At 67.1% G+C, this 25,668-nt stretch carries 22 protein-coding genes; 9 read left to right on the forward strand and 13 right to left on the reverse strand.

The genetic code is table 11. The annotated features are described in order from the left end of the window. Positions 1-13: 13 nt before the first annotated feature. A complete protein-coding gene (locus AC1DYK_RS06405; protein ID WP_478165496.1) occupies positions 14-1,315 on the reverse strand; it encodes an ABC transporter substrate-binding protein in 1,302 nt (433 codons plus the stop codon). A gap of 26 nt (positions 1,316-1,341) precedes the next feature. Further along, positions 1,342-2,358, reverse strand: a complete 1,017-nt coding sequence (locus tag AC1DYK_RS06410) for an ABC transporter ATP-binding protein (protein ID WP_478165497.1) — start codon at positions 2,356-2,358, stop codon at positions 1,342-1,344. Positions 2,359-2,572: 214 nt separating this feature from the next. Here AC1DYK_RS06410 and phbB point away from each other — a divergent pair, with 214 nt between their 5' ends. The 3 genes from phbB (at position 2,573) to AC1DYK_RS06425 (ending at position 6,507) form a co-directional block, all read left to right on the forward strand. Continuing rightward, positions 2,573-3,310, forward strand: coding sequence for an acetoacetyl-CoA reductase (phbB, locus tag AC1DYK_RS06415; protein WP_478092316.1), 738 nt, complete (start codon positions 2,573-2,575; stop codon positions 3,308-3,310). A 117-nt stretch (positions 3,311-3,427) separates the two neighbouring features. Beyond that, positions 3,428-4,777, forward strand: coding sequence for a dicarboxylate/amino acid:cation symporter (locus tag AC1DYK_RS06420; protein ID WP_478165498.1), 1,350 nt, complete (start codon positions 3,428-3,430; stop codon positions 4,775-4,777). A gap of 38 nt (positions 4,778-4,815) precedes the next feature. Then, the gene (locus AC1DYK_RS06425) at positions 4,816-6,507 is read left to right on the forward strand and encodes a cation:proton antiporter domain-containing protein (protein WP_478165499.1); all 1,692 of its coding nucleotides are present in this window, start codon (positions 4,816-4,818) and stop codon (positions 6,505-6,507) included. Positions 6,508-6,547: 40 nt separating this feature from the next. Here the strand turns inward: AC1DYK_RS06425 and AC1DYK_RS06430 are convergent, their stop codons facing one another. Beyond that, entirely contained in the window at positions 6,548-6,952 is a 405-nt protein-coding gene (locus AC1DYK_RS06430; protein ID WP_478165500.1) for a hypothetical protein, read from the reverse strand. Positions 6,953-7,187: 235 nt separating this feature from the next. Here AC1DYK_RS06430 and AC1DYK_RS06435 point away from each other — a divergent pair, with 235 nt between their 5' ends. Together AC1DYK_RS06435 and AC1DYK_RS06440 are read left to right on the forward strand one after the other, a co-directional pair. After that, positions 7,188-7,406 carry a hypothetical protein gene (locus AC1DYK_RS06435; protein ID WP_478092306.1) on the forward strand — a complete coding sequence of 73 codons (219 nt, stop codon included), beginning with the start codon at positions 7,188-7,190 and terminating at the stop codon, positions 7,404-7,406. Positions 7,407-7,496: 90 nt separating this feature from the next. After that, entirely contained in the window at positions 7,497-8,069 is a 573-nt protein-coding gene (locus AC1DYK_RS06440; protein ID WP_478165501.1) for a hypothetical protein, read from the forward strand. Here AC1DYK_RS06440 and xylB read toward each other — a convergent pair. The 9 genes from xylB to AC1DYK_RS06485 form a co-directional block, all read right to left on the reverse strand. Continuing rightward, positions 8,066-9,520 (reverse strand): xylulokinase, encoded by a 1,455-nt coding sequence (gene xylB, locus AC1DYK_RS06445; RefSeq protein ID WP_478165502.1) that lies wholly within the window; start codon positions 9,518-9,520, stop codon positions 8,066-8,068. The genes AC1DYK_RS06440 and xylB overlap by 4 nt on opposite strands. A gap of 12 nt (positions 9,521-9,532) precedes the next feature. Next, positions 9,533-10,471, reverse strand: a complete 939-nt coding sequence (locus AC1DYK_RS06450) for an AraC family transcriptional regulator (RefSeq protein WP_478165503.1) — start codon at positions 10,469-10,471, stop codon at positions 9,533-9,535. A gap of 24 nt (positions 10,472-10,495) precedes the next feature. Beyond that, complete coding sequence (locus AC1DYK_RS06455) at positions 10,496-11,284, reverse strand: L-iditol 2-dehydrogenase (RefSeq protein ID WP_478165504.1); 789 nt, start codon at positions 11,282-11,284, stop codon at positions 10,496-10,498. After that, positions 11,281-12,699, reverse strand: coding sequence for a D-arabinitol 4-dehydrogenase (gene dalD, locus AC1DYK_RS06460; protein ID WP_478165505.1), 1,419 nt, complete (start codon positions 12,697-12,699; stop codon positions 11,281-11,283). The genes AC1DYK_RS06455 and dalD overlap by 4 nt, the downstream gene beginning before the upstream one ends. 16 nt (positions 12,700-12,715) lie before the next feature. Continuing rightward, entirely contained in the window at positions 12,716-13,747 is a 1,032-nt protein-coding gene (locus tag AC1DYK_RS06465; protein ID WP_478165506.1) for an ABC transporter ATP-binding protein, read from the reverse strand. Positions 13,748-13,916: 169 nt separating this feature from the next. Continuing rightward, entirely contained in the window at positions 13,917-14,741 is an 825-nt protein-coding gene (locus AC1DYK_RS06470) for a carbohydrate ABC transporter permease (RefSeq protein ID WP_478165507.1), read from the reverse strand. Positions 14,742-14,751: 10 nt separating this feature from the next. Beyond that, positions 14,752-15,609: a carbohydrate ABC transporter permease gene (locus tag AC1DYK_RS06475; protein WP_478156468.1), complete on the reverse strand. Its 858-nt coding sequence runs from the start codon at positions 15,607-15,609 to the stop codon at positions 14,752-14,754. A 55-nt stretch (positions 15,610-15,664) separates the two neighbouring features. Next, positions 15,665-16,972 (reverse strand): ABC transporter substrate-binding protein, encoded by a 1,308-nt coding sequence (locus AC1DYK_RS06480; RefSeq protein WP_478165508.1) that lies wholly within the window; start codon positions 16,970-16,972, stop codon positions 15,665-15,667. A 232-nt stretch (positions 16,973-17,204) separates the two neighbouring features. Further along, a complete protein-coding gene (locus AC1DYK_RS06485) occupies positions 17,205-18,785 on the reverse strand; it encodes an aryl-sulfate sulfotransferase (protein ID WP_478165509.1) in 1,581 nt (526 codons plus the stop codon). Between the two features lie 164 nt (positions 18,786-18,949). Between AC1DYK_RS06485 and dusA the strand changes: the two genes are divergently transcribed. Next, positions 18,950-19,936: a tRNA dihydrouridine(20/20a) synthase DusA gene (dusA, locus tag AC1DYK_RS06490; RefSeq protein ID WP_478165510.1), complete on the forward strand. Its 987-nt coding sequence runs from the start codon at positions 18,950-18,952 to the stop codon at positions 19,934-19,936. Positions 19,937-20,076: 140 nt separating this feature from the next. On the opposite strand, the gene AC1DYK_RS06495 is transcribed toward dusA, so the two are convergent. Next, entirely contained in the window at positions 20,077-20,724 is a 648-nt protein-coding gene (locus AC1DYK_RS06495) for a GntR family transcriptional regulator (protein ID WP_478165511.1), read from the reverse strand. 123 nt (positions 20,725-20,847) lie between these two features. Between AC1DYK_RS06495 and scpA the strand changes: the two genes are divergently transcribed. From scpA to AC1DYK_RS06510, 3 genes are read left to right on the forward strand one after another with little or no spacing between them, the layout of a single operon-like run. After that, the gene (scpA, locus tag AC1DYK_RS06500; RefSeq protein WP_478165512.1) at positions 20,848-23,007 is read left to right on the forward strand and encodes a methylmalonyl-CoA mutase; all 2,160 of its coding nucleotides are present in this window, start codon (positions 20,848-20,850) and stop codon (positions 23,005-23,007) included. A 2-nt stretch (positions 23,008-23,009) separates the two neighbouring features. Next, positions 23,010-24,071 carry a methylmalonyl Co-A mutase-associated GTPase MeaB gene (meaB, locus tag AC1DYK_RS06505; RefSeq protein ID WP_478165513.1) on the forward strand — a complete coding sequence of 354 codons (1,062 nt, stop codon included), beginning with the start codon at positions 23,010-23,012 and terminating at the stop codon, positions 24,069-24,071. Between the two features lie 47 nt (positions 24,072-24,118). Further along, positions 24,119-25,651 carry an acyl-CoA carboxylase subunit beta gene (locus AC1DYK_RS06510; protein ID WP_478156463.1) on the forward strand — a complete coding sequence of 511 codons (1,533 nt, stop codon included), beginning with the start codon at positions 24,119-24,121 and terminating at the stop codon, positions 25,649-25,651. Positions 25,652-25,668 lie beyond the last annotated feature (17 nt).

A 25,668-nucleotide genomic window follows, 5' to 3' on the forward strand; every position in this document is an offset into this window, starting at 1 on the left:
CCGGCGCCGCGGTCTACTTGAACGAACGCAGGATGCGGTCGGCTTCGCGCTGCGCGTCCTGCATCGCCTGGGCGGGCGTCTTGCTGCCGGTCAGCGCGGCCTGGAGGCCGTCGTTCAGGGCCTTGGTCACGCGCTGGTTGTCATGGGTGGAGAACTCGGCCACCGACACCGGCAGCTGGTCGCGCGCCACCAGCGCGGCGGGGAAGTCGCGGCCGTACTTGCGCAGCGTGTCGGTCTCGTAGGCGGCCGGGGAGACCGCGACGTAGCCGGTGTCCATGCTCCACTGCGCGGCACGCTCGGGCTGGGTGATCCACTTGGCGAACTTGAACGCGGCGTCCTGCTGCGCCGGCGTCGACTTCTTGAAGATGTAGAAATTGCCGCCGCCGGTGGGCGAGCCCTTGCGCTTGTTCCCGGGAATCATGCCGACGCCGAAGTCGAACTTGGCGTTGGCCTTGATGTTGGTCAGGTTGCCGGTGGTGGTGTAGATGATGGCAGCCTTCTTCTCGAAGAAGTCCTTCGGCGTCGTGCCCCACTCGACCACGCCCGGCGGGTGGATGCCGGCCTTGCCGAGGTCGACCCAGTACTGCAGCGCCTCGATCACCTTCGGATCGTCGAGCTTGACCTGGGTGCCGGCCTCGTTGGCGAGGAGCGCGTCGTTCGGCGTGGTCAGGGTCTGGAACAGCCAGTAGGGGAAGCCGCTCGAGGGAATCTGCACGCCCCACTGCGTGACCTTGCCGCTGGCGTCCTTCTTCGTGAGCCTGGTGGCCGCCTCCTTGAGTTCGGCCCAGGTCGTCGGCGGCTTGTTCGGGTCGAGGCCGGCTTCCTTGAACAGTTCCTTGTTCCAGTACATGACCACCGTCGAGCGCTGGAACGGGATGCCCCAGGTCTTGCCACCGGTCTGGCTGTTCATCATGAACGCCTTGTAGAAGCCGGCGAGCCAGGCCTTGTCTTCGGGGGTTTTCACGAAATCGTCGAAGGGAACGATCGCATCCTCGTCGATCAGCGTGAACATGTCGGTCGACAGCAGCACCGAGGTCACCGGCGGCGTGCCCGACTTGTGCGCGGTCAGCGCCTTGACGATGGTCTCCTGGTAGGTGCCGGCATAGATCGGCGACACCTTCACGCCCGGGTTCTCCTTCATGAAGCCGGCCGCGAAGCCGTCGATCGTCTTCGCGATCGGGCCGCCCACGGCCACCGGGTAGTAGAACTGGAGCTCCACCGGCGCCTGCGCGTGAACGCTCGCGGTGCCGGCGAGCAGGGCGCCGGCGGCCATCAGGGGCAGGGCCAGGGTCTGGATGAAGGTCTTCCGTTGCATGGTGGTTTTTTCCTTTGGATGAAAGCTCAATCGATTCGCTTGCCGCCGGCATCGAAGCCGTGCGCGTCCTGTGGCGCCCAGCGCAGGCCGACCCGGTCGCCCGGCTCCGCCCGGTGCTGCCCGGCGGTGCGCACCAGCAGCACCTGGCTTCCCACCGCGCAGCGCAGCACCAGGTCGGCGCCGAGGTACTCCACGCTCTGCACCGTGGCCGGGATGCCTGCGGCATCGAGCGCGATGGCCTCGGGCCGGACGCCGAGCGTGGCGGCCTGCAGGCCGGCGGCGACGTCGCTGCCGGCGATGCGGCCGGCCTCCAGCGCCACCAGGTTCATCGGCGGCGTGCCGATGAAGCGGGCCGCGAAGGTGGTGGCCGGCCGCGCATAGAGCTCGCGCGGCATGCCCGATTGTTCGACCCGGCCCCGGTTCAGGAGCACCACCTGGTCGGCCATGCTCATCGCCTCGGTCTGGTCGTGCGTGACGTAGACCACCGTGAGGCCGAGCTGGCGTTGCAGGTCACGCAGTTCGCGGCGCATGTCCTGGCGCAGCTGGGCGTCGAGGTTGGACAGCGGCTCGTCCATCAGGCAGACCTTGGCCTGCGCCACCAGCGCGCGGCCCAGGGCCACCCGCTGCTGCTGGCCGCCCGAGAGCTGCGACGGCCTGCGCTCCAGCAGCGCCTCGAGGCCCAGCAGCGCCGCGGCGTCGCGCAGCCGGCGCGCGCTCTCCGCCGCCGGCGTCTTGCGCACCGAGAGGCCGAAACTGATGTTGTCGGCCACGCTCAGGTGCGGAAACAGCGCATAGTTCTGGAACACCATCGCGATGCCGCGCCGGGACGGCGGCAGCGCGGTGACGTCGCGGCCGTCGATCAGCACCTGGCCGGCGGTCGCGGTCTCGAGCCCGGCGACGATGCGCAGCGTGGTCGACTTGCCGCAACCCGAAGGGCCCAGGAGCACGCAGAACGAACCCGGCTCGATCTGCAGGTCCACCGCGTGCAGGGCCGTGCTTTCGCCCCATGACTTGGCGATCCGTTTCAACTCGATGGATGACATCGATTCAGGCCGCCGCAGGGCCGCCCCAAGGCGGGCTGGCCCCCTCGGGGGGAAGCGAATACACGAAGTGACAGAGCATGGGGGCGCAGTATATGGACGGCTTGTGACACCCCGTTGCAATCGAGGCTCAGTGTTTTCCTGATCGGGCCTTGGCTAGAAACTTCTATAAAGTGAACAATGCCTGTTCAGGCTCGCATACATCAAGGAAATCTTCATGAGCAAAAAAGTCGCATACGTCACCGGGGGCATGGGGGGCATCGGAACAGCCATCTGCCAGCGCCTGGCCAAGGACGGGTTCACCGTCATCGCCGGCTGCGGCCCCACCCGTGACCACGCCAAATGGCTGGCGGAGCAGAAGGCCGAGGGCTACGAGTTCCATGCCTCGGTCGGCAATGTCGGTGACTGGCAGTCCACCGTCGAGGCCTTCACCAAGGCCAAGGCGGAGCACGGCAGCATCGACGTGCTGGTCAACAATGCGGGCATCACGCGTGACCGCATGTTCCTCAAGATGACGCCGGAGGACTGGAGTTCGGTGATCGAGACCAACCTCAACAGCATGTTCAACGTGACCAAGCAGGTCGTGGGCGACATGGTGGACAAGGGCTGGGGCCGGATCATCAACATCAGCTCGGTCAACGGCGCCAAGGGCCAGGCCGGCCAGACCAACTACTCGGCCGCCAAGGCCGGGATGCACGGCTTCACGATGGCGCTGGCGCAGGAGCTCGCCGCCAAGGGCGTGACGGTCAACACCGTGAGTCCGGGCTACATCGGCACCGACATGGTGAAGGCGATCCGCCAGGAAGTGCTCGACAAGATCGTCTCCACCATCCCGGTCAAGCGGCTGGGCGAGCCGAGCGAGATCGCGTCGATCATCGCCTGGCTGGCGACCGACGAAGGCGGCTATTCCACCGGGGCCGACTTCTCGGTCAATGGTGGGCTTCACATGCACTGAGGCGCCCACCTGGAAAAGCCCCGAGAAAACCCGCTACGGCGGGTTTTTTTTGTTTGCGCGGCGCCTTCGACGGCGTCTGTCTCCCAATCCAACACATCACACCCAGGAGATCCCCGCATGACACCCACAGCGATGCCGGCCGCACCGGCCAAGAAGCTGCCGATCTACCGCTCCCTCTACGCGCAGGTGATCACGGCCGTGGTCGTCGGCGTGCTGCTGGGGCATTTTTATCCGTCCGTCGGCGAAACCATGAAGCCGCTCGGCGACGCCTTCATCAAGCTGATCAAGATGATGATCGCGCCGATCATCTTTTGCACCGTGGTGGTCGGCATCGCGGGCATGGAGGACATGAAGAAGGTCGGCAAGACCGGTGGGCTGGCGCTGCTCTATTTCGAGGTGGTCAGCAGCATCGCGCTGGTGGTCGGCCTGGTGCTGGTCAACCTGCTCAAGCCCGGTGTCGGCATGAATATCGATCCGGCGTCGCTCGACACCCGGGCGCTGGCAGCCTATACCGGCCCGGGCAAGATGCAGGGCACGGTCGATTTCCTCATGAACGTGATCCCCAACACGGTGGTCGATGCCTTCGCCAAGGGCGAGATCCTGCAGGTGCTGCTGATCGCGGTGCTGTTCGGCTTCGCGCTGCATCGCTTCGGCGGCCGCGGCACGCTGGTGTTCGACGTCATCGAGAAGGGCTCGCACGTGCTCTTCGTGATCATCAACTACATCATGAAGCTGGCGCCGATCGGCGCCTTCGGCGCGATGGCGTTCACGATCGGCAAGTACGGGATCGGCTCGCTGTTCGAGCTCGGCAAGCTGATGGCAACCTTCTACCTGACCTGCCTGCTGTTCATCTTCGTGGTGCTGGGGGGGATCGCGCGCTTCCACGGATTCAGCATCTGGAAGTTCATCAAGTACATCAAGGAAGAGTTGCTGATCGTGCTGGGCACCTCGTCCTCCGAATCGGTGCTGCCGCGGATGATGGAGAAGATGGAGAACCTCGGCGCCAAGAAGACCTGCGTCGGCCTGGTGATCCCGACCGGCTATTCCTTCAACCTGGACGGAACCTCGATCTATCTGACGATGGCGGCGGTTTTCATCGCCCAGGCCACCAACACCCCGATGACGCTGATGCAGGAGATCACGCTGCTGGCGGTGCTGTTGCTGACATCGAAGGGGGCCGCCGGCGTCACCGGCAGCGGCTTCATCGTGCTGGCGGCCACGCTGTCGGCGGTGGGCCACGTGCCGGTGGCGGGGCTGGCGCTGATTCTCGGCATCGACCGCTTCATGTCCGAGGCCCGCGCGCTGACCAACCTGATCGGCAACGGCGTCGCCACCATCGTGGTCGCCAAATGGACCAACGAACTCGACGAGGTGCGGCTGCAGGCCGGGCTCAACAACGAGACCTGGGTCGAGGCCCAGGAGCCCGAGGAACTGATCAACGCCCGTACGGAAAAGATGGCCTCCTGAGCCTGGCTGCGGCAAACGTTCTTGCAGAATGCAAGGCGATGCCGCACAGCGTTTCACTGATCAACACCATTGCGGCCGGCCTCGGCCTGGCGCTGGTGCTCGGCTTCCTGGCGACGCGGCTGCGGCTGCCGGCGCTGGTCGGCTACCTGCTGGCGGGCGTCATCATCGGGCCGTTCACGCCGGGCTTCGTCGCCGATGCGGGCATCGCCGCGCAGCTGGCGGAGATCGGCGTGATGCTGCTGATGTTCGGCGTCGGCCTTCATTTCTCGCTGGACGAGCTGCTGGCGGTGCGCAAGGTCGCGCTGCCCGGCGCGCTGGTCCAGATGGCGGTGGCGACGCTGTTCGGTGCCGCGCTCGCGACCTGGTGGGGATGGAGCCCGGGCGGTGCGCTGGTGTTCGGGCTGGCGCTGTCGGTGGCGAGCACGGTGGTGCTGCTGCGCGCGCTCGAAAGCCTGGGCATCCTCGAATCGTTCACCGGACGCATCGCGATCGGCTGGCTGGTCGTGGAAGACCTGGCGATGGTGCTGGTCCTGGTGCTGCTGCCGCCGCTGGCCGGGGCGCTGGGCGGGGCCGCCGCGGCCGCCGCCGGCCCGCCGGTCTGGCAGACGCTGGGCCTCACGCTGCTGCAGGTCGGCGGTTTCGTGCTCCTGATGCTGGTGGTCGGACGGCGGGTCTTCCCGTGGATCCTGTGGCAGGTGGCGAGCACCAACTCGCGCGAGCTGTTCACGCTCTGCGTGGTGGCCGCCGCGGTCAGCATCGCCTTCGTCTCGGCGGCGCTGTTCGGCGTCTCGTTCGCACTCGGCGCCTTCTTCGCCGGCGTGGTGATGCGCGAGTCGGAGTTCAGCCACCGCGCGGCGCAGGAATCGCTGCCGTTGCGCGACGCCTTCGCCGTGCTGTTCTTCGTCTCGGTCGGCATGTTGTTCGACCCGTCCGTGCTGATCGACCGGCCGCTGCAAGTGCTGGCCGTGGTGCTCGTGATCGTGGTCGGCAAGTCGGTCGCTGCCTGTGCGCTGGTGCTGCTGCTGCGCTACCCGCTGGGCACCGCGCTCACGGTCAGCGCGAGCCTGGCCCAGATCGGCGAGTTTTCGTTCATCCTCGCGGCGCTGGGTGGTTCGCTCGGCTTGTTGCCGCCCGAAGGGCAGAGCCTGCTGCTGGCCGGCGCGCTGATCTCCATCGCCACCAATCCGCTGTGGTTCAGCCTGATCGAGCCGTTGCAGCAATGGCTGCACGCGCATTCATCTGTCGCGCGCCGACTGGCGTCGAGGGACGACCCGCTGGCCGAGCTGCCGATGCACACCGAGGCCAGGTACCTGTCTCGGCAAGTGGTGCTGGTCGGCTATGGGCGGGTCGGCCGGCGCATCGCCGAAGCGCTGGCGGCGCACGACGTCCCCTTCGTCGTGGCGGAGCAGAACCGCGCGATCGTGGAGCAGCTGCGCGGCGAGGGCATGGCCGCCGTGTGGGGCGACGCCGCCGATCCGTCGGTGCTGATCCAGGCCCACATCGCCCGCGCCCGCGTGCTGGTGATCGCCACCGCCGACGCCATGAACGTGCGGCAGATGATCGAGGCGGCCCGGACGCTGAATCCGGCGATCGAGACCGTGATCCGCAGCCACAACGAGGATGAAGCCCGCTTGCTCACCCAGCAGGATGCCGTCACGGTGTGCCTTGGCGAGCAGGAACTGGCACAGGCGATGGCCCGCACGGTGCTGCTGCGGGCCACCGGCGCCTAGCCGAAGGGACGGAGGGACCCCAGGCTCCCTGCGTCGGCCCTCAGAGGTCCTCGATCACCAGCATGCGGTAGCGCTGCGCGATCGAGAACGGCACGGTGCGCACCTGATCCATCAGCCGGCTCGCGGCGGCCTCGTCCCGGGTCCTGACCAGCAGGGCGGTGTGCCCTTCGCGCGCCAGCTTGGTGTAGGCGCGGACCGTGGCGGCGTCGGTGCCGGCCGATGGAAAGGTGCTGTCCGTCTCGCGCACCGTGGGCGTGATCTGCTCGAGCACCACCTCGGGCGGAATCAGGTAGATCTCGTCGCCGCTGAAACCGTTGTCCAGCAGCCGGTGGCCCACGGCGCTGGCGTCCTTGGCGTCGGGAAACATCACGAAGCTGTGGCCCGTCGGATAGAAGGCGCCGCCGACCGAGGCGGTCATATGGGGGTCCAGGTTGAAATGCTTCATGGCTCCTCCGCGCAGTGGGTTGGAACCATGAGCTTAGGCCGTTGCGGAGATAAGAGTTGTAGGCAAATCTTGTTGGAATTTGTAAACAGCGCACTAATCCACAGTTGGCGAATGAGGGACTTGCCCGTTTAATTACGATCGGTCACATTTGCAACAAATCGTGAAATTGTGACTAGGTGTTGTAGACGGCCCTGAATAGGATCGATTCGTTCCATCCCGAAACCCTCCTAACCTCATGTCGCAATTGCGGAATATCGCGCTGACCGTGCAAGAACTCGAAGAGGGCGAGTTCTATTGGGTATTGCTGGAAGCTACCGACTACGTGATGGACGAAGTTCTTCCCTATCTTCCGATCGAGGCTGCGGTCGATCCGCATTCCACCTATGCGAATGCCCTGGTGGCCGGTGTGGCGGCAATCCGGAAGCTGTTTGGCAAGGAAGGCCCGTTTGCATGAGCGACGCCCGGCCGCCCGAAGGCGCTCGCACCGCAGTGCGAAGCACGAAGGTCCTCCAATGAACGACGCGGGCCCTGTGCTGGAATGACCATGCGAAAACTTGGCGCGGCGATTGCCGCCGGCGGCGTGGCGTTGGCGGGCGTGGCCTGGTTCTACCGCCCCGCAACCGGGGCCGAATGGGCCGCCTGGGTGCAGGCCCTTGGCGTCCTCGCGGCCCTTTTCTGGGCGGTACGGCTGCAGGCCGGGGCTTCCAGGCGGAGCCTCGACCAGGCGGGCCAGGTGGCCGCGATGTTCGCCACCAACATGCACTGGGTCTTCCGCGAACTGAACGACGCCTGCATCAAGCGGAGTTGGGCCGACTACGCCGTGCACCGGCGCATCCTCGCCGAGATCCTGGCCCAGGGGCGCGAGGTGACGCTGCAACTGCTGGACGGCCGCTCGCTGGCCATGGTGACCAGCCTGCGGACCATCGCGGTCGAGGCGCTCGAGATCACCGAGGGCCATGCCGAGGCCGGCAACTGGCCGCGCCTGCAGCACTATTTCGATCGGCGGGTGCCGAGCATCGCCGCCTGGCTGTCCGCGACCGGCCATCCACCTGAAAGCAGCGGGCCGACCGACTACGCGGGGCTGCGCACCTCCTATGGGCAGTTGGGTGAACGCTAGCGGAAGCAGGAGCCCAGCGCCGCATACAGCGCCTTGAAGCGGGCACGGCGGCTGGCAAGGCCCGCGGCGATGCCCGCCGCCGGCTCGAAGCGCTGGAGCACGGCGGGAAGCGGGCAGACCCCGGCTTCCGATCCGCCGTCCGCCAGCCAGGCCAGTCGGGCGGCGCCCACGGCACCGGCGGCCTCGCTGCCTGCGCAGACCGCGAGCGGCAGGTGGAGGATGTCCGCCAGCAACTGGGCCCACCAGCGACTGCGCGCGCCGCCGCCGACCAGCAACAGATCGCCCGCGGGCCTGGCGAGGGTGTCCAGTCCGTCGCGCAGCCCGAAACTCACGCCTTCCACCACCGCGTAGGCGATCTCGGCCGGCCCGTGGGCGTGCGTCAGGCCGAACAGCACGCCTTGCGCGTCCGGGTCGTTGTGCGGCGAACGTTCTCCGCAGAGATAGGGCAGGAACAGCGGGGCTCGCTGGCGGCCTTTGGCGTCGAGGGTCGCTGCCGCGGCCAGCAGCGCGGCCTCGTTGCCGAGGCCGAAGCTGCGCGCGGCCCAGCTGACAGCGCTCGCCGCCGACAGCATCACCGACATCTGGTGCCAGCGGCCCGGCAGTGCATGGCAGAAGGCGTGGACCGCCCGCCCAGGGTCGGGCTCGAAGCGTTCGCCGCAGACGAAGATGACGCCCGAGGTGCCGAGCGAGACGAAGCCCTGTCCCGCGCCGACCAGCCCCATCCCGACCGCGCTCGCCGCGTTGTCGCCGCCGCCGCCGGCGATCGGAATGCCGGCCGCGAGGCCCCAGCGCGCCGCCAGTTCGGGGCGCAGGACGCCTGCCGGTTCGCTGCCTTCGACCAGCCGCGGCATGTGGTCGCGCGTGAGCCCGGTCGCGGCCAGGAGGGCGTCGGACCAGTCGCGCGCTGCGACGTCGAGCCACAGGGTGCCCGAGGCGTCCGACATGTCGCTCGCCCGCGTGTCGCTCAGCCGGTAGCGCAGCCAGTCCTTCGGCAGCAGCACGCAGGCGGTGCGCGCGAAAAGCTCGGGCTCGTGCTCGCGCATCCACAAGAGCTTGGGCGCGGTGAAGCCCGGCATCGCGAGGGTGCCGGCGATCGCGCCGAGGCCGGGCACCCGCGCCATCAGCGCCTTGCACTGCGGCGCGCTGCGGCCGTCGTTCCAGAGGATCGCCGGTCGCAGCACCTCGCCGGCGGCGTCGATCGCGACCGCGCCGTGCATCTGACCCGACAGTCCGATCGCGCGGACGCCGGCCAGCGCCTCGGCATGGCCCTGGCGAAGAACCGCCATGGCGGCTTCCAGCGCTCCCCACCATCGGGAAGGCGGCTGCTCCGACCACAGCGGTGCCGGCCGGTCCACTTCCAGCGGCGCACGCGCCAGGGCGACGATGCGATGGTCCCGGTCCAGCAGCAGCGCCTTCAGCTCCGAGGTTCCGAGATCGAGGCCGAGGTACATGCCGCACCCTGGTCAGGCCAGGCTGCCGAAGCGGCTGTCGCTCTGGCGCCGGAACTCGGTCGGCGTCATGCCCTTGATCTCGAGGAAGCGCCGGTTGAAGTTGGCCACGTTGTTGAAGCCGACCTGATAGCAGATGTCGGTCACGTAGTAGTCGGTCTGCATCAGCAGGTGGCAGGCGCTGTTGATGCGCACACGGTTCACGAAATCGGTGAAGCTGTTGCCGGTGGAGCGCTTGAAGAAGCGGCTGAAGCGGCTTTCGCTCATGCCGAGTTCGCTCGCGATGTCGGCCATCGCCACCGGCTCGGCCAGATTGGCGGTGATGCGGTTGACGATGATGTTGATCTGGTCGACCTCGGTGTCGCCTTCGACCCCCTGCATCTGCACGTTGGACAGCAGGCGGTAGTCGCTGCAGTGCGCGAGTTCGGCCAGGTACTCGAGGAAGAGCGCGAGCCGCTGCAATCCGCGTGCGGCCTTGATGGCGTCCCAGTGCGCCAGCGCACGCGCCTCGAAACCGAAGAACTCGATGCCGTGTCGGGCCCGCCCGAGCAACTGCAGCGCTTCGCGCAGTTCGGGAATGTCGGCGGCTGCGCGCTCGATCGGGTCGTGGCGGAACTGGATCACGCGGTCGCGGCCGGTCGAGCCCCCCTCGGGGACGTCGAGCGAGATCCAGTTGTGCGGCAGGCGAGGCCCGCAAAGCACCAGGTGGCCGGGATGGAAGGGCCCGATCCAGTCGCCGACGAAGGCCCGGCCCGAGGTCTCGGTGATCAGATGCAGCTCGTACTCTTCGTGGAAATGCCAGCGCACCAGCGGACTCGGGAAGCCGTGCGCGAGGCAGCGCACGAGGCCGGTGTCCTCGGGTGCCTCGTAGCCCAGCGAGGGCGAACGCGTGAAGTCGCGCTCGAGTTCGGGCTTTCGGTCGCGGGGCAGATGGCGCCGGCGCGGGGATGACATGAGGCGGTCCTTTCCCATGAACCTTCAGCTCATGACATTACCACCGTCGACGTTGAGCGTCTGCGCCGTGATGTAGCGCGCCTCGTCGCTGGCCAGGAACACGGCGGCGCTGGCGATGTCGCCGGGCGTTCCCATGCGTCCCAGCGGAACCTCGAGCCCCACCTGGCGCTTCTTCTCGCCCGGCTGGAGGCCTTGGTAGCGGGCGAACAGCGCGTCGACGTGGTTCCACATCGGCGTGTCGACCACGCCCGGCGAGATCGCGTTGACCCGGATGCCGTGGGGCGCCATCGCCAGCGCGGCACTCTGCGTGTAGCTGATGACCGCGGCCTTGGTCGCGCAGTAGTGCGACACCAGCGCCTCGCCGCGCCGGCCGGCCTGCGAGGCCATGTTGATGACCGAGCCGCCCGTGACACGGCTGTCGACCATGTGCTGCAGCACGCGCTGCATGGTGAAGAACATGCCCTTGACGTTGACCGCGAACAGCCGGTCGAAGGAGGCCTCGTCGCTCTCGAGCAGCGGCGCCATCTCGAAGACCGCGGCATTGTTGACCAGCGTGTGGATCTCTCCGTGCGCCGCTCGCGCCGCGTAGAGCAGGCCGCCCACCGCGGCCGCGTCGCTGACGTCCGCCGCCACGTAGGCCACGGCCTCGGGGTGCCTGCGCCGCAGCCGCGCGACGCCATCGGACGGCTCTGCCGACCGGTCGGCCAGCGTGCAGCGCGCACCTTCGGCCAGGCAGGCTTCGGCGATCGCGAGCCCGATGCCGCCGCCGGCACCGGTGATCAGGACATGGCGTTGTGCAAGACGGCCGCTCATTTCGTGGCTCCCTGGATGAACTGCCGGACCCGCGCGGCGGCGTCGCGCATCGCCGCGACCAGGCGCGCATCGCCGGCCGCGTCGCCCCACAGCCCGTGGTCGGCGCAAAGCGCCGCCACCGGATCGGCGGCGGCGCAGATCGCATGCGCGGCGCCTTCGTCCATGCCCTGGTCCTGGTAGGTGTAGGGCAGGGTGCCCTGGTGCCAGCGCTGCAGGAAGGCCAGGAACAGGGCCGGCAGCATGGCCACGCTCGCGATGCTCTCGCCGCGCGAAAGCCGCTCGCGCACCGTCGGTGCGATGAACCCCGGGATCTTCGAGAAGCCGTCCATCGCCACCCGCTGGTTGGTGTCGCGGATGGCCGGATTGCCGAAGCGATCGAGCACCACGTCGCGGTAGGCGGGCAGGTCGACCGGGCTCGGCTGCCCGGGCCGGTCCAGGCAGGGGATGACATCGTCCGTGACGTAGTCGTAGGCCATGCGCCGGATGGCGGCGGTGTGCGTGCCTTCGTGGATGTACTGCAGTCCGGCCAGGGTGCCGGCCCAGGCGATGCCGCTGTGGCTGGCGTTGAGGATGCGGATCTTGGCTTCCTCGTAGGGCGAGACCGAATCGACCAGTTGCACCCCGACGCGTGCCCAGTCGGGCCGTCCGTGGACGAACCGGTCCTCGATCACCCACTGGATGAAGCTCTCACCGGCGACCGGCGCGGCGTCGTCCCAGCCGGTGGCCTCGCGCACCCGCCGGCGCAGTTCGGGCGGCGGCCGCGGCGTGATGCGGTCGACCATCGCGTTCGGGCTGCTCGTGTGGCTGCGCACCCAGTCGAGCAGCCCGCGCTCGCCGGCGCGCTCGATGAACGCGATCAGGCCCTTGCGGAAGCGGTCCCCGTTGTGGCGCAGGTTGTCGCAGTTCAGCAGCGTGACGGGGCCCGCGTCCGCGGCCCGGCGCGCCCGGAGAATGGCGCAGACCGCGCCGTAGATCGTGCCGCCGGCGACGCCTCGGCCCGCCTGCTCGAGGTCGCCGGCGATGTCGGGCGCCGTGAGGTCGAGCCGGTCCTGCGGGTCGAGGTAGTAGCCGGCCTCGGTCACCGTGAACGAGATCACCCGCGTGCGCGGCTCGGCGCCGCGGGCGATCACCGCCGCCAGGCTGGCGTCGTAGGGCAGCACCTCGCGGATCGACGCGATGCGCTGGTAGCGGTAGTCGCCGGCCGGAGACACGGTCTCCAGCGTGTAGCGGCCGTCCTGCGCGCGCAGGGCGGATTCGACCTCGGCCATGTCGGGCCGCAGGTTGGCGCCGATGATCGACCAGCGGGTGTCGCCGGTGTCGATCAGCCTCTGCATGTACAGCGCCTGGTGCGCGCGATGGAAGGAGCCGAGTCCGAGGTGCAACACCACGAATTCGGAGGGGGCGGGGGAGGTCATGGCGCGGCGGGCGGTGTCATGCTTCGACGGTGCGGCCTTCGCGGTTGAAGAAATGCAGCACCGAGGGATCGAGCTCGACGCTGACCGCATCGCCGGCCTGCAGCGCGGTACGGTCGTTCTGCCGCGCGACCAGCGGCACGCCGCCGACATCGATGTGGATCAGCGTGTCGGCGCCGAGCGCCTCGATCAGCTCGACCCGTGCCGGCGCTCCCCCGCCCGGGCCCGCGTGCACGCGCAGCGCTTCGGGCCGAACGCCGAGGAACCCGTCGGCCGGCAGCCGGCCACCGGTCAGCGCCGAGAAGCTCGGAATCGCCTTGGCGTCGACCATGTTCATCGACGGCATGCCGATGAACTGGGCGACGAACTGGTTGGCCGGCCGGTCGTACAAATCCATCGGCGTGCCGACCTGTTCGATCAGGCCGTCGCGCAGCACCACCACGCGGTCAGCCAGGGTCATGGCCTCGACCTGGTCGTGCGTGACGTAGATGCTGGTGGCTCCGAGCGCGCGATGCAGCTTGTGGATCTCGACCCGGGTGTTGCCGCGCAGCGCCGCGTCGAGGTTCGACAGCGGCTCGTCGAACAGGAACACCTTGGGCGCCCGCACGATCGCGCGGCCGATCGCCACCCGCTGCCGCTGGCCGCCCGACAGTTCCTTCGGCGTGCGGCTCAGGTAGTCGGTGAGGTTCAGCGTCTTGGCCGCGTACTCGACCTTGGTCCTGATCACGTCCTTCGAGACCTTCGCGAGCTTGAGCGCGAAGGACATGTTGTCGTACACGCTCATGTGCGGGTAGAGCGCGTAGCTCTGGAACACCATCGCCAGGTCGCGCTTGCCGGACGGCGTGTTCGTGATGTCCTTGCCGTCGAGCGAGAGGCGGCCGCTGGTGATCGGCTCGAGCCCCGCGATCAGCCGCAGCAAGGTCGACTTGCCGCAGCCCGAGGGGCCGACGAAGACGATGAACTCGCCCTTGTCGATCTCGAGGTCGACGCCCTTGATGATGTGGGCATCGCCGAAACTCTTCTTGATGTGGTCGAGCTGGAGGTAGGCCATCAAATGACTCCTTGAAGATTGATCGAGAGGCCCTGCAGCGATGTTGGCGCGGTGCCTGGGACGCGATGCCTTTTCGTGGGCTGCCGCGGAACCGGCTTTGCCGGGCCGCTGGCGGCGCCCCCGGTAGGGGGTGGGCGGCTACACGAAGTGAGCCAACCTGGGGGCGAGCTCATTTCACCGCGCCGAAGGTCAGGCCTTGCACGAGTTGTTTTTGGCTGAACCATCCGAACACCACGATCGGCGCGATCGCCATCAGCGAGGCCGCGGACAGCTTGGCCCAGAACAGCCCCTCGGGGCTCGAGTAGGAAGCCATCAGCGTGGCCAGCGTGCCGGCCTTGGCCGAGCTCAGGTTGAGCGCCCAGAAAGCCTCGTTCCAGCTCAGCACCAGGCACAGCAGGCCGGTGGAAGCGAGCCCGCCGACCGACAGCGGCAGCACCACGTGGCGGAACTCGGTCCACAGGTTGGCGCCGTCCATGCGCGCGGCCTCGAGGATCTCGTTCGGGATGTCCTTGTAGGCCGAATAGAGCATCCAGACCATGATCGGCAGGTTCGACAGCATGAACACCACCGTCAGCGCGGTGCGCGTGTCGAGCATGCCGGCGGTCTGAGCCAGCACGTAGATCGGCACCAGCGCGCCGACCGCCGGCATCATCTTGGTCGACAGCATCCACATCAGGATGTCGCGCGTGCGCCGGGTGCGGAAAAAGGCCATCGAGTAGGCCGCCGGCGCCGCGATCATGAGGCCGATGACCGTGGAGCCCACGCTCGTGATCAGCGAATTGCGCGCGAACAGCAGGTAGTCGCTGCGCCGCTGCACCTCGGTGAAGTTGTCCAGCGTGGGCTCGAAGACGAACAGCGGCGGCACGTGGATCGCCTGCAGCTCGGTCTTGAACGAGGTCAGCACCAGCCAGCCGAGCGGGAAGAACAGCAGCAGCGCGAGGGCCCAGGCGCCGACGGTTCGCAGTGCCAGGAAGAGGACATGTTCGGTTTGCATGCGTCGCTCCTCAGTCGAGGTTCTTGCCGATGATCCGGATCAGGAAGGCGGCCACGATGTTGGCCAGCACCACCGCGAACAGCGCGCCCGCCGACGCCACGCCGACGTCGAAGTTCATCAGCGACTGCTTGAAGATCAGGTAGGTGAGGTTGGTGCTCGCGTTGCCCGGCCCGCCATTGGTGGTGACCGCGATCTCGGCGAAGATCGACAGCAGGAAGATCATCTCGATCATGATCACCACCGCCATCGGCCGGCCCAGGTGGGGCAGCGTGAGGTAGCCGAAGCGCTGGATCGCGCTGGCGCCGTCCATGCGCGCCGCCTCCATCTGCTCGCGGTCCAGCGACTGCAGCGAGGTGATGAAGATCAGGCAGGCGAAAGGCAGCCACTGCCAGGCCACCATGACGATCACGGAGAACAGCGGCAGGTCGGTCAGCCAGTCGACCGGCGTCGCGCCGAAGCTGCGCCACAGATCGGCCAGCACGCCGTAGATCGGATTCATCATCATGTGCTTCCATAGCAGCGCGTTCACCGTGGGCATGACGAAGAAGGGCGAGATCAGCAGCACGCGCACGATGCCGCGGCCCGGAAACGGTTCGTTGACCAGCAGCGCCAGCAGCACGCCGAGCACCACCGTGATCACGATCACGCTGCCGATCAACAGCAGCGTGTTCCACACCGCGGGCCAGAAGTCCGGGTCGGTGATGAAGTAGTGGAAGTTCTCGAAGCGGGCGAAGGTGCGTTCGCCCGGCTGCATCAGGTTGTAGTTGACGAACGAGAAATAGATCGACATCAGCAGCGGCACCAGCATCCAGAGGACGAGCGTGACCACGGCCGGCGCCATCAGCGCACGGGGCAGAAGTCGGTTCATGGCAGACCTTTGTTTTTGTCCCGCGCCTCCCCCTGTCGGGGGAGGGGGGCGGCTGCTACTTGTAGTACCCGGCCTTGGTCATCTCGCGCTCGGCCGCGGTCTGCGAGGTCTTCAAGGCCTGGTCGACCGTGACCTTGCCGGCGAGCGCCGCGCTCATCTGCTGGCCGACCGCGACGCCGATCGCCTGGAACTCCGGAATGGCCGCGTACTGCACGCCGACGTAAGGCGACTTGGGCAAGGTGCTGTCGTTGGCATTGGCGGTGTCGATGGCCTTCTTCTCGGCCTCGGCGAAGCGCGCCGCCTTCATGAACTCGGGCGAGGCGTAGGTCGACTTGCGCGTGCCGGTCGGCACCGAGCCCCAGCCTTCTTCCTTGGCCACGAGCTGGATGTAGTCCTTGGAGGTTGCCCACTTGACGAAGGCCTGAGCGGCGTCGACCTTCTGCGAGCCGGCGGGAATCGCCAGCGCCCAGGCCCAGAGCCAGTTCGCGCCCTTGGGCGTGACGGCCACAGGCGCTTGCGCGAAGGCCACCTTGTCGGCCACCTTCGACTGCTTCGGGTCGCTCACGAAGGAGGCCGCGATGGTCGCGTCGACCCACATGCCGCACTTGCCCTCGTTGAACAGCGCCAGGTTCTCGTTGAAGCTGTTGGCCGAGGCGCCGGGCGGGCCGTAGGCCTTCATGAGGTCGACGTAGAAGCCGATCGCGTCATGCCACGGCTTGGTGTCGATCTGCGGCTTCCAGGCCATGTCGAACCACTGGCCGCCGTGGGTGTTGACCATCGTCGTGAGCAGCGCCATGTTGTCGCCCCAGCCCGGCTTGCCGCGCAGGCACATGCCGTAGACGCCGGCCTTCGGGTCGTGGATCTTGCCGGCGAGCTCCTTCACCTGGGCCCAGGTCGGCTGCTCGGGCATCTTGAAGCCGACCTTGTCGGCCAGGTCCTTGCGGTACATCAGCATCGAGCTCTCGCCGTAGAAGGGCGAGGCGTAGAGCTTGCCGTCGGCCGAGAGGCCGTTGCGCATCGCGGGCAGCAGGTCGTCGACGTCGTAGCCGGCATCGGTCGCGATCGGCTTGAGCCAACCCTTCTTGGCCCAGATCGGCGTCTCGTACATGCCGATCGTCATGACGTCGAACTGGCCGCCCTTGGTCGCGATGTCGGTGGTCACGCGCTGGCGCAGCGTGCCCTCCTCGAGCGTGACCCACTTGAGCTTGATGTCCGGATGGGCCTGCTCGAAGAACTTGCCGAGTTTCTGCATCTCGATCATGTGGCCGTTGTTCACGGTCGCGATCACGAGTTCGGTCGCGGCCTGGGCCAGCCCGGCACCGGCGAGCGCGAGCACCAGGCCCGCCTTCAGAAAACGCTTCATGACTGTCTCCTTCTGATCGACGATTGGGGTCGCCGTGCAACGATTGTGGAGACGCGAATTTCCGGGTTTGGTACTTCCTTTGCCTGTTTCGATACTTCGATGCACCGAACGATCGGTGTCATCCCTGATCTGGGCAACTGCGGATGTGCGAGTGCGAGAGTTCAGGCGCCGTCGCGGGCCTTTTCCAGCAGCGCGATGTCAAGTCATTCGACGGCCGATGAACGAGAGGCCCTCAGGTGGCCGGCACTGCGGTCTTGTCGAAGCGCATCGCTTCGAACGGAATCGGTCGTGCGTTCCAGCTCGTGTTGCATCCCGAGCTCGCATATTCGAAGTCGAATGCCACGTTCTGGCTCTCATCCAGCCCGACCAGGCGTGCGTGCGTGGCGTTGTCGGCGACCGCATAGCTGATCAGCATGGAAGCACCCGCCGGAGCCTGATAGGCGCTGGAGCAGACACCGGAAAAGATGCTCTGCCCGTGGTCGAAGCGTCGGGCTTCGACCGCGGTCCGGCCGGCGGCATCGATCGCATAGGCCGATACGGCACTGTAGCTGCGGGTCTCGCCGGCCGGCGCGCCGGCGGGTTGATTGAGCGAGCCCAGGCCGTTGTCGAACATCTGCAGCAGTCCGTCGTGCGTCATCGACACCGAGTGCTGCCCGATCGGATACAGCCCGCCGGCCCTCAGAGTCAGACTCCGGGCCGCAAGGGACTGAAAACCGTGCCAGTACTTGGTCGGATCACCCAGAATCCAGACCAGGTCGCCGCTGGCGTAGTCGATCTTCACGACAAAGTTCTCGCGGCTGGAGACGATCAGCGTGTCGTCGCTCGGATCGTAGGTCGCGGCATTCATGTGGAACCAGTCGATGCCCGGTCGCACGAACAAGGCCGGGTCATCGCTGTGGCTCTGCATGAAGCGCGACAGGCTGTCCGCCAGATCCCACTGCTTCAACACCGTGCCGGCGTCCGGGTCGATCTCGGCCAGCGTGCTTTCGATGGCGGCCACGCCGTTGCCCTGGGCATCCATCTCGGCGAGCAGGCCGACCTTGCCGGGATCGATGTTGTGGTGAAAGTTGGTGAGGCCCGTTGCGCTCAGGAACGCCTCGTTCGCAGTGCCGTCGAGTTCAAGACGCAGCAGCCGAAGCGACTTGTTGTCGCCGACGATGAACCGGTTGCCATGGAACATCGATGTGAGCGAACCTGTCTTCGCGGGCACCACCCAGCGCAGCTGGCCGTCGGTGTCGACGACCACCGGACTGCCCAAAGCGGACTTGATGTAGAAATAGTCGAAGGACAGCGAGTCGCCCGCCGTGCGCGGTTTCAGGATGTTCGGCCGGTCATAGATGCCGTTCGGATCGGCGTAGGCCGCGGTGGCGATCTCGACGCGCAGTTGCTGCTGCGATCCGCTGGCGAGCCGGAGGTCGATGTTCACCTGGTTGGCGTAGTTCGCGTAGAGGCCGAACACCGGAACCGTGACCGTGGCGCCACCGGCGGAGGCATGGCCGCGGCGCTCCAGGTAGCTCATCGCATAGTTGACGTCGACCGGGCGCGCGACGCTGCCCGGCTTGGACTCGATGCGGTAGTGCACCAGGGCCAACTGCTCGGCAACGGGCGGGGGCAGTTCCAGGTCCACGAAGGCGATGAAGGGTGAGACACCGTTGCGCACGGCGACGACGGTGGCAGGCTTCGCCTCGGCGATGGCCGCGATCGTCCCGGCGTTGTTGCCTCCTCCCCCGCAGCCCGAAAGCGCCAGCGCCAGGGCGGCGAAGGAGAGCAGGTTGGGGCGCGACTCGGACATCCAGCGTGCAGTACAGGACATGGCGCACCCCCGGTTCTTGTTGGTCGGCGACAGGGACGCCCGATGATGCGCCGATCCATATGCGGGTTCAAGCTGGGCTGGCGGGCGTGCCGCTACCCGCAGCGCGTCGTCGGTAGCTGAGAAAATAAGGCCATGCGCCCGATCGGAAAGAGTAAAAAACCCTTATGAATCAAGAGCTTCAACAGACTGTCATCAGCGTGGCTCCGATGATGGACTGGACCGATCGCCATTGCCGCTTCCTCCATCGCCTGCTCACGCGTCGTGCGCTGCTCTACACCGAAATGGTGACGACCGGCGCGCTGATCCACGGCGATGTGCCGCGCCATCTGCGTTTCAACGCCGAGGAGCATCCGGTGGCGCTGCAGCTCGGCGGCAGCGAACCCGCCGATCTCGCGCATTGCGCGAAGCTGGGCGAGGATTGGGGTTACGACGAGATCAACATCAACTGCGGCTGCCCCAGCGAGCGGGTGCAGCGCGGCGCCTTCGGTGCCTGCCTGATGAACGAGCCGCAGCTGGTGGCCGACTGCGTGAAGGCGATGGTCGACGTGGTCGACGTGCCGGTCACGGTCAAGCACCGCATCGGCATCGACAAGATCGAGAGCTACGACTTTGTGCGCGACTTCGTGGGCAAGGTCAGCGAGGCGGGCTGCGAGACCTTCATCGTGCATGCCCGCAACGCCTGGCTCAAGGGCCTGTCGCCGAAGCAGAACCGCGAGGTGCCGCCGCTGCGCTACGAGCTGGTGCATCGGCTCAAGCATGATTTCCCCGCGCTCGCGTTCTCGATCAACGGCGGCTTCGCCGACAACGCGCAGATGCAGGCACACCTGCGACTGCTCGACGGCGTCATGATCGGCCGCGAGGCCTATCACAACCCCTGGTGGCTGGCCGAGTGGGATGCGGTGTTCTACGGCGAGCCGCCGTCGACGCTGACGCGGGAGGAGGTCGAGCGCCAGATGTGCGACTACATGGCCCGCGAAGCCGCCGAGCACGGCACCCCGTGGTCCAACATCGCCCGCCACATGCTGGGCCTGCGCAACGGCCTGCCCGGCGCCCGCCGCTGGCGCCAGGTGTGGAGCGACCACAAGCTCAAGACCCGCGCGCCGCATGAGGTCATGGCCCTGGCGCACGAGACGGTTGACCAGCCGGCCTGAACACAAAACCCGAAGTTCCCCCGGCCGGCGCAGCCAGGCCCCTTCGTGAAACACCGCGGATCTGGCTTTGCCAGTCCGCCGGTGTTGCCCCCGGCAGGGGTGGGCGGGCTACACGCAGTGAGCCCAACCTGGGGGCGAGCTCAGTTCGCCGCTTCGAGCCCGTTGCGGAAATGCTCCTGCGTCCGGGCCATGGCGGCCTGCGGATCGCGTGCCTTGATCGCCGCCATGATGGCCCGGTGTTCGCGCAGCGACTCGCCGATGCGCCCGGCCTTCAACAGCGAGTTGTGGCGGTTGAGCTTCATCACCTTGCGCAGGTCGGCCACCATCTGGTCGCGCCAACGGTTGTTCGCGATCGCGAGAAGGCGCATGTGGAAGCGCTCGTTGAGGGCGAAAAAGTGCTCGCGATCGACATGGCCCGGCGTCGCCGCGGCTTCGAGCTCCACATGCAGATGTTCGAGATCGGCCAGTTCGGCATCGGTGGCGTGACCGGCGACCACGCCGGCGGCGTCGCTCTCGAGCAGGCTCAGCAGGTGGTAGACGTCCGACAGATCCTTCTCGGACACCTCGGTCACGTAGGCACCACGCCGCACCTTCATCGTCACCAGCCCCTCGGCCGCCAGCACCTTCAGCGCCTCGCGCAACGGCGTGCGGCTGATGCCGTATTCCTCGGCCAGCTTGAGTTCGTCGATCCAGCCGCCGGGTTCGAGTTCGCGGCTGAAGATGCGCTGGCGCAGCAGTTCCGCCACCTCTTCGTAGAGGGCGCGCGGGGTGAGGGTGACAGCGGACATGGCTGAAATGTACCGCATGTTTGTTCTTTGAATTAATAATTACAGATGAGGTAGACTCCGGGGCGCTGTCCTGCAACAGTGCAGGCACTCCTCGAACCTCGCATGATTTCCAAAGCGGCGCCCATGAGCAAAACCGAATACACCTTCTCGCCTGCGACCCTCGAAGCCTGGACCAAGGCGGCCGCCAAGTCCGCACCGGGCGGCAACCTCGAAGCGTTGAACTGGGTCACGCCGGACGGCATCACGGTCAAGCCGCTCTATACGGCGGCCGACCTGCAGGGGCTCAAGTACACCGACACCTTGCCCGGCTTCGAGCCCTACCTGCGCGGCCCGCAGGCCACGATGTATGCGGTACGGCCGTGGACCATCCGCCAGTACGCGGGCTTCTCGACCGCCGAGGAATCGAATGCCTTCTACCGCAAGGCGCTGGCGGCCGGCGGCCAGGGCGTCAGCGTGGCCTTCGACCTCGCCACCCACCGCGGCTACGACAGCGACCATCCGCGCGTCACCGGCGACGTCGGCAAGGCCGGCGTGGCGATCGACTCGGTCGAGGACATGAAGATCCTGTTCGACCAGATCCCGCTCGACAAGGTCAGCGTCTCGATGACCATGAACGGCGCGGTGCTGCCGGTGCTGGCGGGCTACGTGGTCGCGGCGGAAGAGCAGGGCGTGGCGCAGGACCAGCTGAGCGGAACCATCCAGAACGACATCCTCAAGGAGTTCATGGTCCGCAACACCTACATTTTCCCGCCGGCGCCGAGCATGCGGATCATCGGCGACATCATCGAGTACACGGCGCAGAACATGCCCAAGTTCAACTCGATCTCGATCAGCGGCTATCACATGCAGGAAGCCGGCGCCAACCAGGCGCTCGAGCTCGCGTTCACGCTGGCCGACGGCAAGGAATACGTGAAGACCGCGCTGGCCAAGGGCCTCGACGTCGACGGCTTCGCGGGACGGCTCAGCTTCTTCTGGGCCATCGGCATGAACTTCTACCTCGAAGTCGCCAAGATGCGCGCCGCGCGCCTGCTGTGGTGCCGGATCATGAAGGAGTTCGAGCCGAAGAACCCCAAGAGCCTGATGCTGCGCACCCATTGCCAGACCTCGGGCTGGTCGCTGACCGAGCAGGACCCGTACAACAACGTCGTGCGCACCACCATCGAGGCGATGGCCGCGGTGTTCGGCGGCACCCAGAGCCTGCACACCAACGCGCTCGACGAGGCGATCGCACTGCCGACCGAATTCAGCTCGCGCATCGCGCGCAACACGCAGCTCATCATCCAGGAAGAGACCCACATCACGAGCGTGATCGACCCCTGGGCCGGCAGCTACATGATGGAGAAGCTCACCCAGGACATGGCCGATGCGGCCTGGACCATCATCGAGGAGGTCGAGGCGATGGGCGGCATGACCCGGGCCGTCGACAGCGGCTGGGCCAAGCTCAAGATCGAGGCCGCCGCGGCCGACAAGCAGGCGCGCATCGACTCGGGCAAGGATGTGATCGTGGGCGTCAACAAGTACAAGCTCAAGTCCGAGGACGCGATCGACAGCCTGTCGATCGACAACATGAAGGTGCGCGACGGCCAGGTCGCCAAGCTCAAGGCGATCCGCGAGAAGCGCGACAGCGCCGCCGTCCAGGGCGCGCTCGACGCGCTGACCGCGGCAGCGGAAAGCGGCCAGGGCAATCTGCTCGACCTCAGCATCCAGGCGGTGCGCCTGCGCGCCACGGTCGGCGAGATCAGCGATGCGCTCGAGAAGATCTATGGCCGCCACCGCGCCGACACGCAGAAGGTCACCGGCGTCTACGCCGCGGCCTACGACTCGGCCGAAGGCTGGGAGGCGCTGCAGCACGAGATCGCCGCCTTCGCGGAGGCACAGGGCCGGCGGCCGCGCGTGATGATCTCCAAGCTGGGCCAGGACGGCCACGACCGCGGCGCGAAGGTGGTCGCGACCGCCTTTGCCGACCTCGGTTTCGACGTCGACATGGGCCCGCTGTTCCAGACCCCCGAGGAATGCGCCCGCCAGGCGATCGAGAACGACGTCCATGCGGTGGGCGTCAGCACACTGGCCGCCGGCCACAAGACCCTCGTGCCGGCGATCATCGCGGAACTCAAGAAGCAGGGCGCCGACGACATCATCGTCTTCGTGGGCGGCGTGATTCCGCGCCAGGACTACGATTTCCTCTATGACGCCGGCGTCAAGGGCATCTACGGACCGGGCACCCCGATCCCGGCGAGCGCCAAGGACGTGCTCGAGCAGATTCGCGCGGCGGTTGCGGCCTGAAGATGCTGCCCGCCAAGGCACCGGTCACGGTGGAAGCGCTGCTGGCGGCCGAGGGGCCGCTGCAGCGCCGCGCGATCGCCAAGGCGATCACGCTGCTCGAATCGACCCGCGTCGACCATCGTGCGCAGGCCGATGCGCTGCTCACGGCCCTGTTGCCGCATACCGGCAAGTCCTTTCGCCTCGGCATCTCGGGCGTGCCCGGGGTCGGCAAGTCGACCTTCATCGAGACCTTGGGGCTCTACCTGATCGATCAGGGCCACCGCGTCGCGGTGCTCACCATCGATCCGTCGTCCACCGTCTCGGGCGGCTCCATCCTCGGCGACAAGACGCGCATGGAGCGGCTCTCGATGGATGAGCGCGCCTACATCCGGCCCAGCCCCTCGAGCGGCACGCTGGGCGGCGTGGCCGAGAAGACACGCGAGGCGATGCTGGTCTGCGAGGCCGCCGGCTACGACATCGTGATCGTCGAGACGGTCGGCGTCGGCCAGAGCGAGACCGCGGTCTCGGGCATGACCGACATGTTCGTGCTGCTGCAGTTGCCCAATGCCGGCGACGACCTGCAGGCGATCAAGAAGGGCGTGATGGAACTGGCCGACCTGGTGGTGATCAACAAGGCCGACATCGACCGCGACGCGGCGACGCGCGCGCAGGCCCAGATCACCTCCGCGCTGCGGCTTTTCGGCCATCACGGCAATCCGGCGCACGCGCAAGTCATGCATGCGGCCCACGCCACGCCGGGCACACCCGAAGCCGAAGTGCGCTTCTGGTTGCCCAAGGTGATCCAGCTCAGCGCGCTGCTGGGCACCGGCGTCGATGGCTTCTGGGCCGCGGTGCTGGAGTTCAAGGCGCTGCAGGCGGCCAACGGCCGCTTCGACACGCGGCGCGAGAAGCAGGCGCTGGCCTGGATGTGGGAGCGCGTGGATGCCGGTCTCAAGCAGGCTTTCCGCCAGCATCCGCAGGTACGCGAATTGCTGCCGCAGACGGTGGCCCAGGTGGCGGCCGGGACGCTGCCCGCATCGACCGCGGCGCGCCAACTGCTCGCCGCGCAGGCCGGACAGGCGTAGCCTGCGGTAGTCCCTTCCAAAAAGATCAACTCTTACGACGGAACGTCATGAAAGAAATCCTCGAACAACTCGAAAAACGCCGCGCCCAGGCGCGCCTCGGCGGCGGCCAGAAGCGCATCGACGCCCAGCATGCCAAGGGCAAGCTGACCGCGCGCGAGCGCATCGAACTCCTGCTCGACGACAACACCTTCGAGGAATGGGACATGTTCGTCGAGCACCGCTCGAGCGACTTCGGCATGGCCGACAACAAGATCCCGGGCGATGGCGTGGTCACGGGCTACGGCATGATCAACGGCCGCCTGGTCTTCATCTTCAGCCAGGACTTCACGGTCTTCGGCGGCGCCCTCAGCGAGGCCCACGCCGAGAAGATCTGCAAGGTGATGGACCAGGCCATGAAGGTCGGCGCGCCGGTCATCGGCCTCAACGATTCGGGCGGCGCCCGCATCCAGGAGGGCGTGGCGTCGCTGGGCGGCTATGCCGACGTGTTCCAGCGCAACGTGATGGCCTCGGGCGTGGTGCCGCAGATCAGCATGATCATGGGCCCGTGCGCGGGCGGCGCGGTGTATTCGCCGGCCATGACCGACTTCATCTTCATGGTGAAGGACAGCAGCTACATGTTCGTCACCGGCCCCGAGGTCGTGAAGACGGTGACGCACGAGGACGTGACGGCCGAGGAACTCGGCGGCGCCTCGACCCACACCACCAAGAGCGGCGTGGCCGACATGGCCTTCGAGAACGACGTCGAGGCGCTGATGATGCTGCGCCGGCTCTACAACTACCTGCCGCTCAACAACCGCGAGAAGCCACCGGTGCGCCCGAGCGGCGACCCGGCCGAGCGCGCTGACCTGTCGCTCGACACCCTGGTGCCCGACAACCCCAACAAGCCCTACGACATGAAGGAGCTGATCACGAAGGTGGTCGACGACGGCGACTTCTTCGAGTTGCAGCCCGACTACGCGAAGAACATCGTGATCGGCTTCGCGCGCATGGAAGGCCAGAGCGTGGGCATCGTCGCCAACCAGCCGCTGGTGCTGGCCGGTTGCCTGGACATCAAGTCGTCGATCAAGGCGGCGCGCTTCGTGCGCTTCTGCGATGCCTTCAACATCCCGGTCGTGACCTTCGTCGACGTGCCCGGCTTCATGCCCGGCACAGCCCAAGAGTACGGCGGCATCATCAAGCACGGCGCCAAGCTGCTCTACGCCTACGCCGAGTGCACGGTGCCGAAGATCACGGTGATCACGCGCAAGGCCTACGGCGGCGCCTACGACGTGATGGCCTCGAAGCACCTGCGCGGCGACGTCAACCTGGCCTGGCCGCGCGCCGAGATCGCGGTGATGGGGGCCAAGGGCGCGGTCGAGATCATCTTCCGCGAGGACAAGAACGATCCCGAGAAGCTGGCGGCGCGCGAGGCCGAGTACAAGGCGCGCTTCGCCAATCCCTACGTGGCCGGCACCCGCGGCTACATCGACGACGTGATCCTGCCGAGCGAGACGCGCAAGCGGATCTGCCGCAGCCTGGTGATGCTGCGCGAGAAGAAACTCGAGAATCCGTGGCGCAAGCACGGCAACATTCCCCTCTGAGATCGGGAGACCACAAC

The sequence above is a fragment of the Variovorax sp. P2_H12 genome (assembly GCF_056403395.1).

What these genes read in the sequence shown, in the direction of transcription:
- AC1DYK_RS06475 (WP_478156468.1), bottom strand. Translation starts at nt 15,609, where the DNA reads ATGAACCGACTTCTGCCCCGTGCGCTGATGGCGCCGGCCGTGGTCACG.
- phbB (WP_478092316.1), top strand. Translation starts at nt 2,573, where the DNA reads ATGAGCAAAAAAGTCGCATACGTCACCGGGGGCATGGGGGGCATCGGA.
- AC1DYK_RS06455 (WP_478165504.1), bottom strand. Translation starts at nt 11,284, where the DNA reads ATGAGCGGCCGTCTTGCACAACGCCATGTCCTGATCACCGGTGCCGGC.
- dalD (WP_478165505.1), bottom strand. Translation starts at nt 12,699, where the DNA reads ATGACCTCCCCCGCCCCCTCCGAATTCGTGGTGTTGCACCTCGGACTC.
- AC1DYK_RS06510 (WP_478156463.1), top strand. Translation starts at nt 24,119, where the DNA reads ATGAAAGAAATCCTCGAACAACTCGAAAAACGCCGCGCCCAGGCGCGC.
- AC1DYK_RS06410 (WP_478165497.1), bottom strand. Translation starts at nt 2,358, where the DNA reads ATGTCATCCATCGAGTTGAAACGGATCGCCAAGTCATGGGGCGAAAGC.
- AC1DYK_RS06440 (WP_478165501.1), top strand. Translation starts at nt 7,497, where the DNA reads ATGCGAAAACTTGGCGCGGCGATTGCCGCCGGCGGCGTGGCGTTGGCG.
- scpA (WP_478165512.1), top strand. Translation starts at nt 20,848, where the DNA reads ATGAGCAAAACCGAATACACCTTCTCGCCTGCGACCCTCGAAGCCTGG.
- AC1DYK_RS06465 (WP_478165506.1), bottom strand. Translation starts at nt 13,747, where the DNA reads ATGGCCTACCTCCAGCTCGACCACATCAAGAAGAGTTTCGGCGATGCC.
- AC1DYK_RS06495 (WP_478165511.1), bottom strand. Translation starts at nt 20,724, where the DNA reads ATGTCCGCTGTCACCCTCACCCCGCGCGCCCTCTACGAAGAGGTGGCG.
- AC1DYK_RS06425 (WP_478165499.1), top strand. Translation starts at nt 4,816, where the DNA reads ATGCCGCACAGCGTTTCACTGATCAACACCATTGCGGCCGGCCTCGGC.
- xylB (WP_478165502.1), bottom strand. Translation starts at nt 9,520, where the DNA reads ATGTACCTCGGCCTCGATCTCGGAACCTCGGAGCTGAAGGCGCTGCTG.
- AC1DYK_RS06435 (WP_478092306.1), top strand. Translation starts at nt 7,188, where the DNA reads ATGTCGCAATTGCGGAATATCGCGCTGACCGTGCAAGAACTCGAAGAG.
- meaB (WP_478165513.1), top strand. Translation starts at nt 23,010, where the DNA reads ATGCTGCCCGCCAAGGCACCGGTCACGGTGGAAGCGCTGCTGGCGGCC.
- AC1DYK_RS06405 (WP_478165496.1), bottom strand. Translation starts at nt 1,315, where the DNA reads ATGCAACGGAAGACCTTCATCCAGACCCTGGCCCTGCCCCTGATGGCC.
- AC1DYK_RS06470 (WP_478165507.1), bottom strand. Translation starts at nt 14,741, where the DNA reads ATGCAAACCGAACATGTCCTCTTCCTGGCACTGCGAACCGTCGGCGCC.
- AC1DYK_RS06430 (WP_478165500.1), bottom strand. Translation starts at nt 6,952, where the DNA reads ATGAAGCATTTCAACCTGGACCCCCATATGACCGCCTCGGTCGGCGGC.
- AC1DYK_RS06420 (WP_478165498.1), top strand. Translation starts at nt 3,428, where the DNA reads ATGACACCCACAGCGATGCCGGCCGCACCGGCCAAGAAGCTGCCGATC.
- AC1DYK_RS06485 (WP_478165509.1), bottom strand. Translation starts at nt 18,785, where the DNA reads ATGTCCTGTACTGCACGCTGGATGTCCGAGTCGCGCCCCAACCTGCTC.
- AC1DYK_RS06450 (WP_478165503.1), bottom strand. Translation starts at nt 10,471, where the DNA reads ATGTCATCCCCGCGCCGGCGCCATCTGCCCCGCGACCGAAAGCCCGAA.
- AC1DYK_RS06480 (WP_478165508.1), bottom strand. Translation starts at nt 16,972, where the DNA reads ATGAAGCGTTTTCTGAAGGCGGGCCTGGTGCTCGCGCTCGCCGGTGCC.
- dusA (WP_478165510.1), top strand. Translation starts at nt 18,950, where the DNA reads ATGAATCAAGAGCTTCAACAGACTGTCATCAGCGTGGCTCCGATGATG.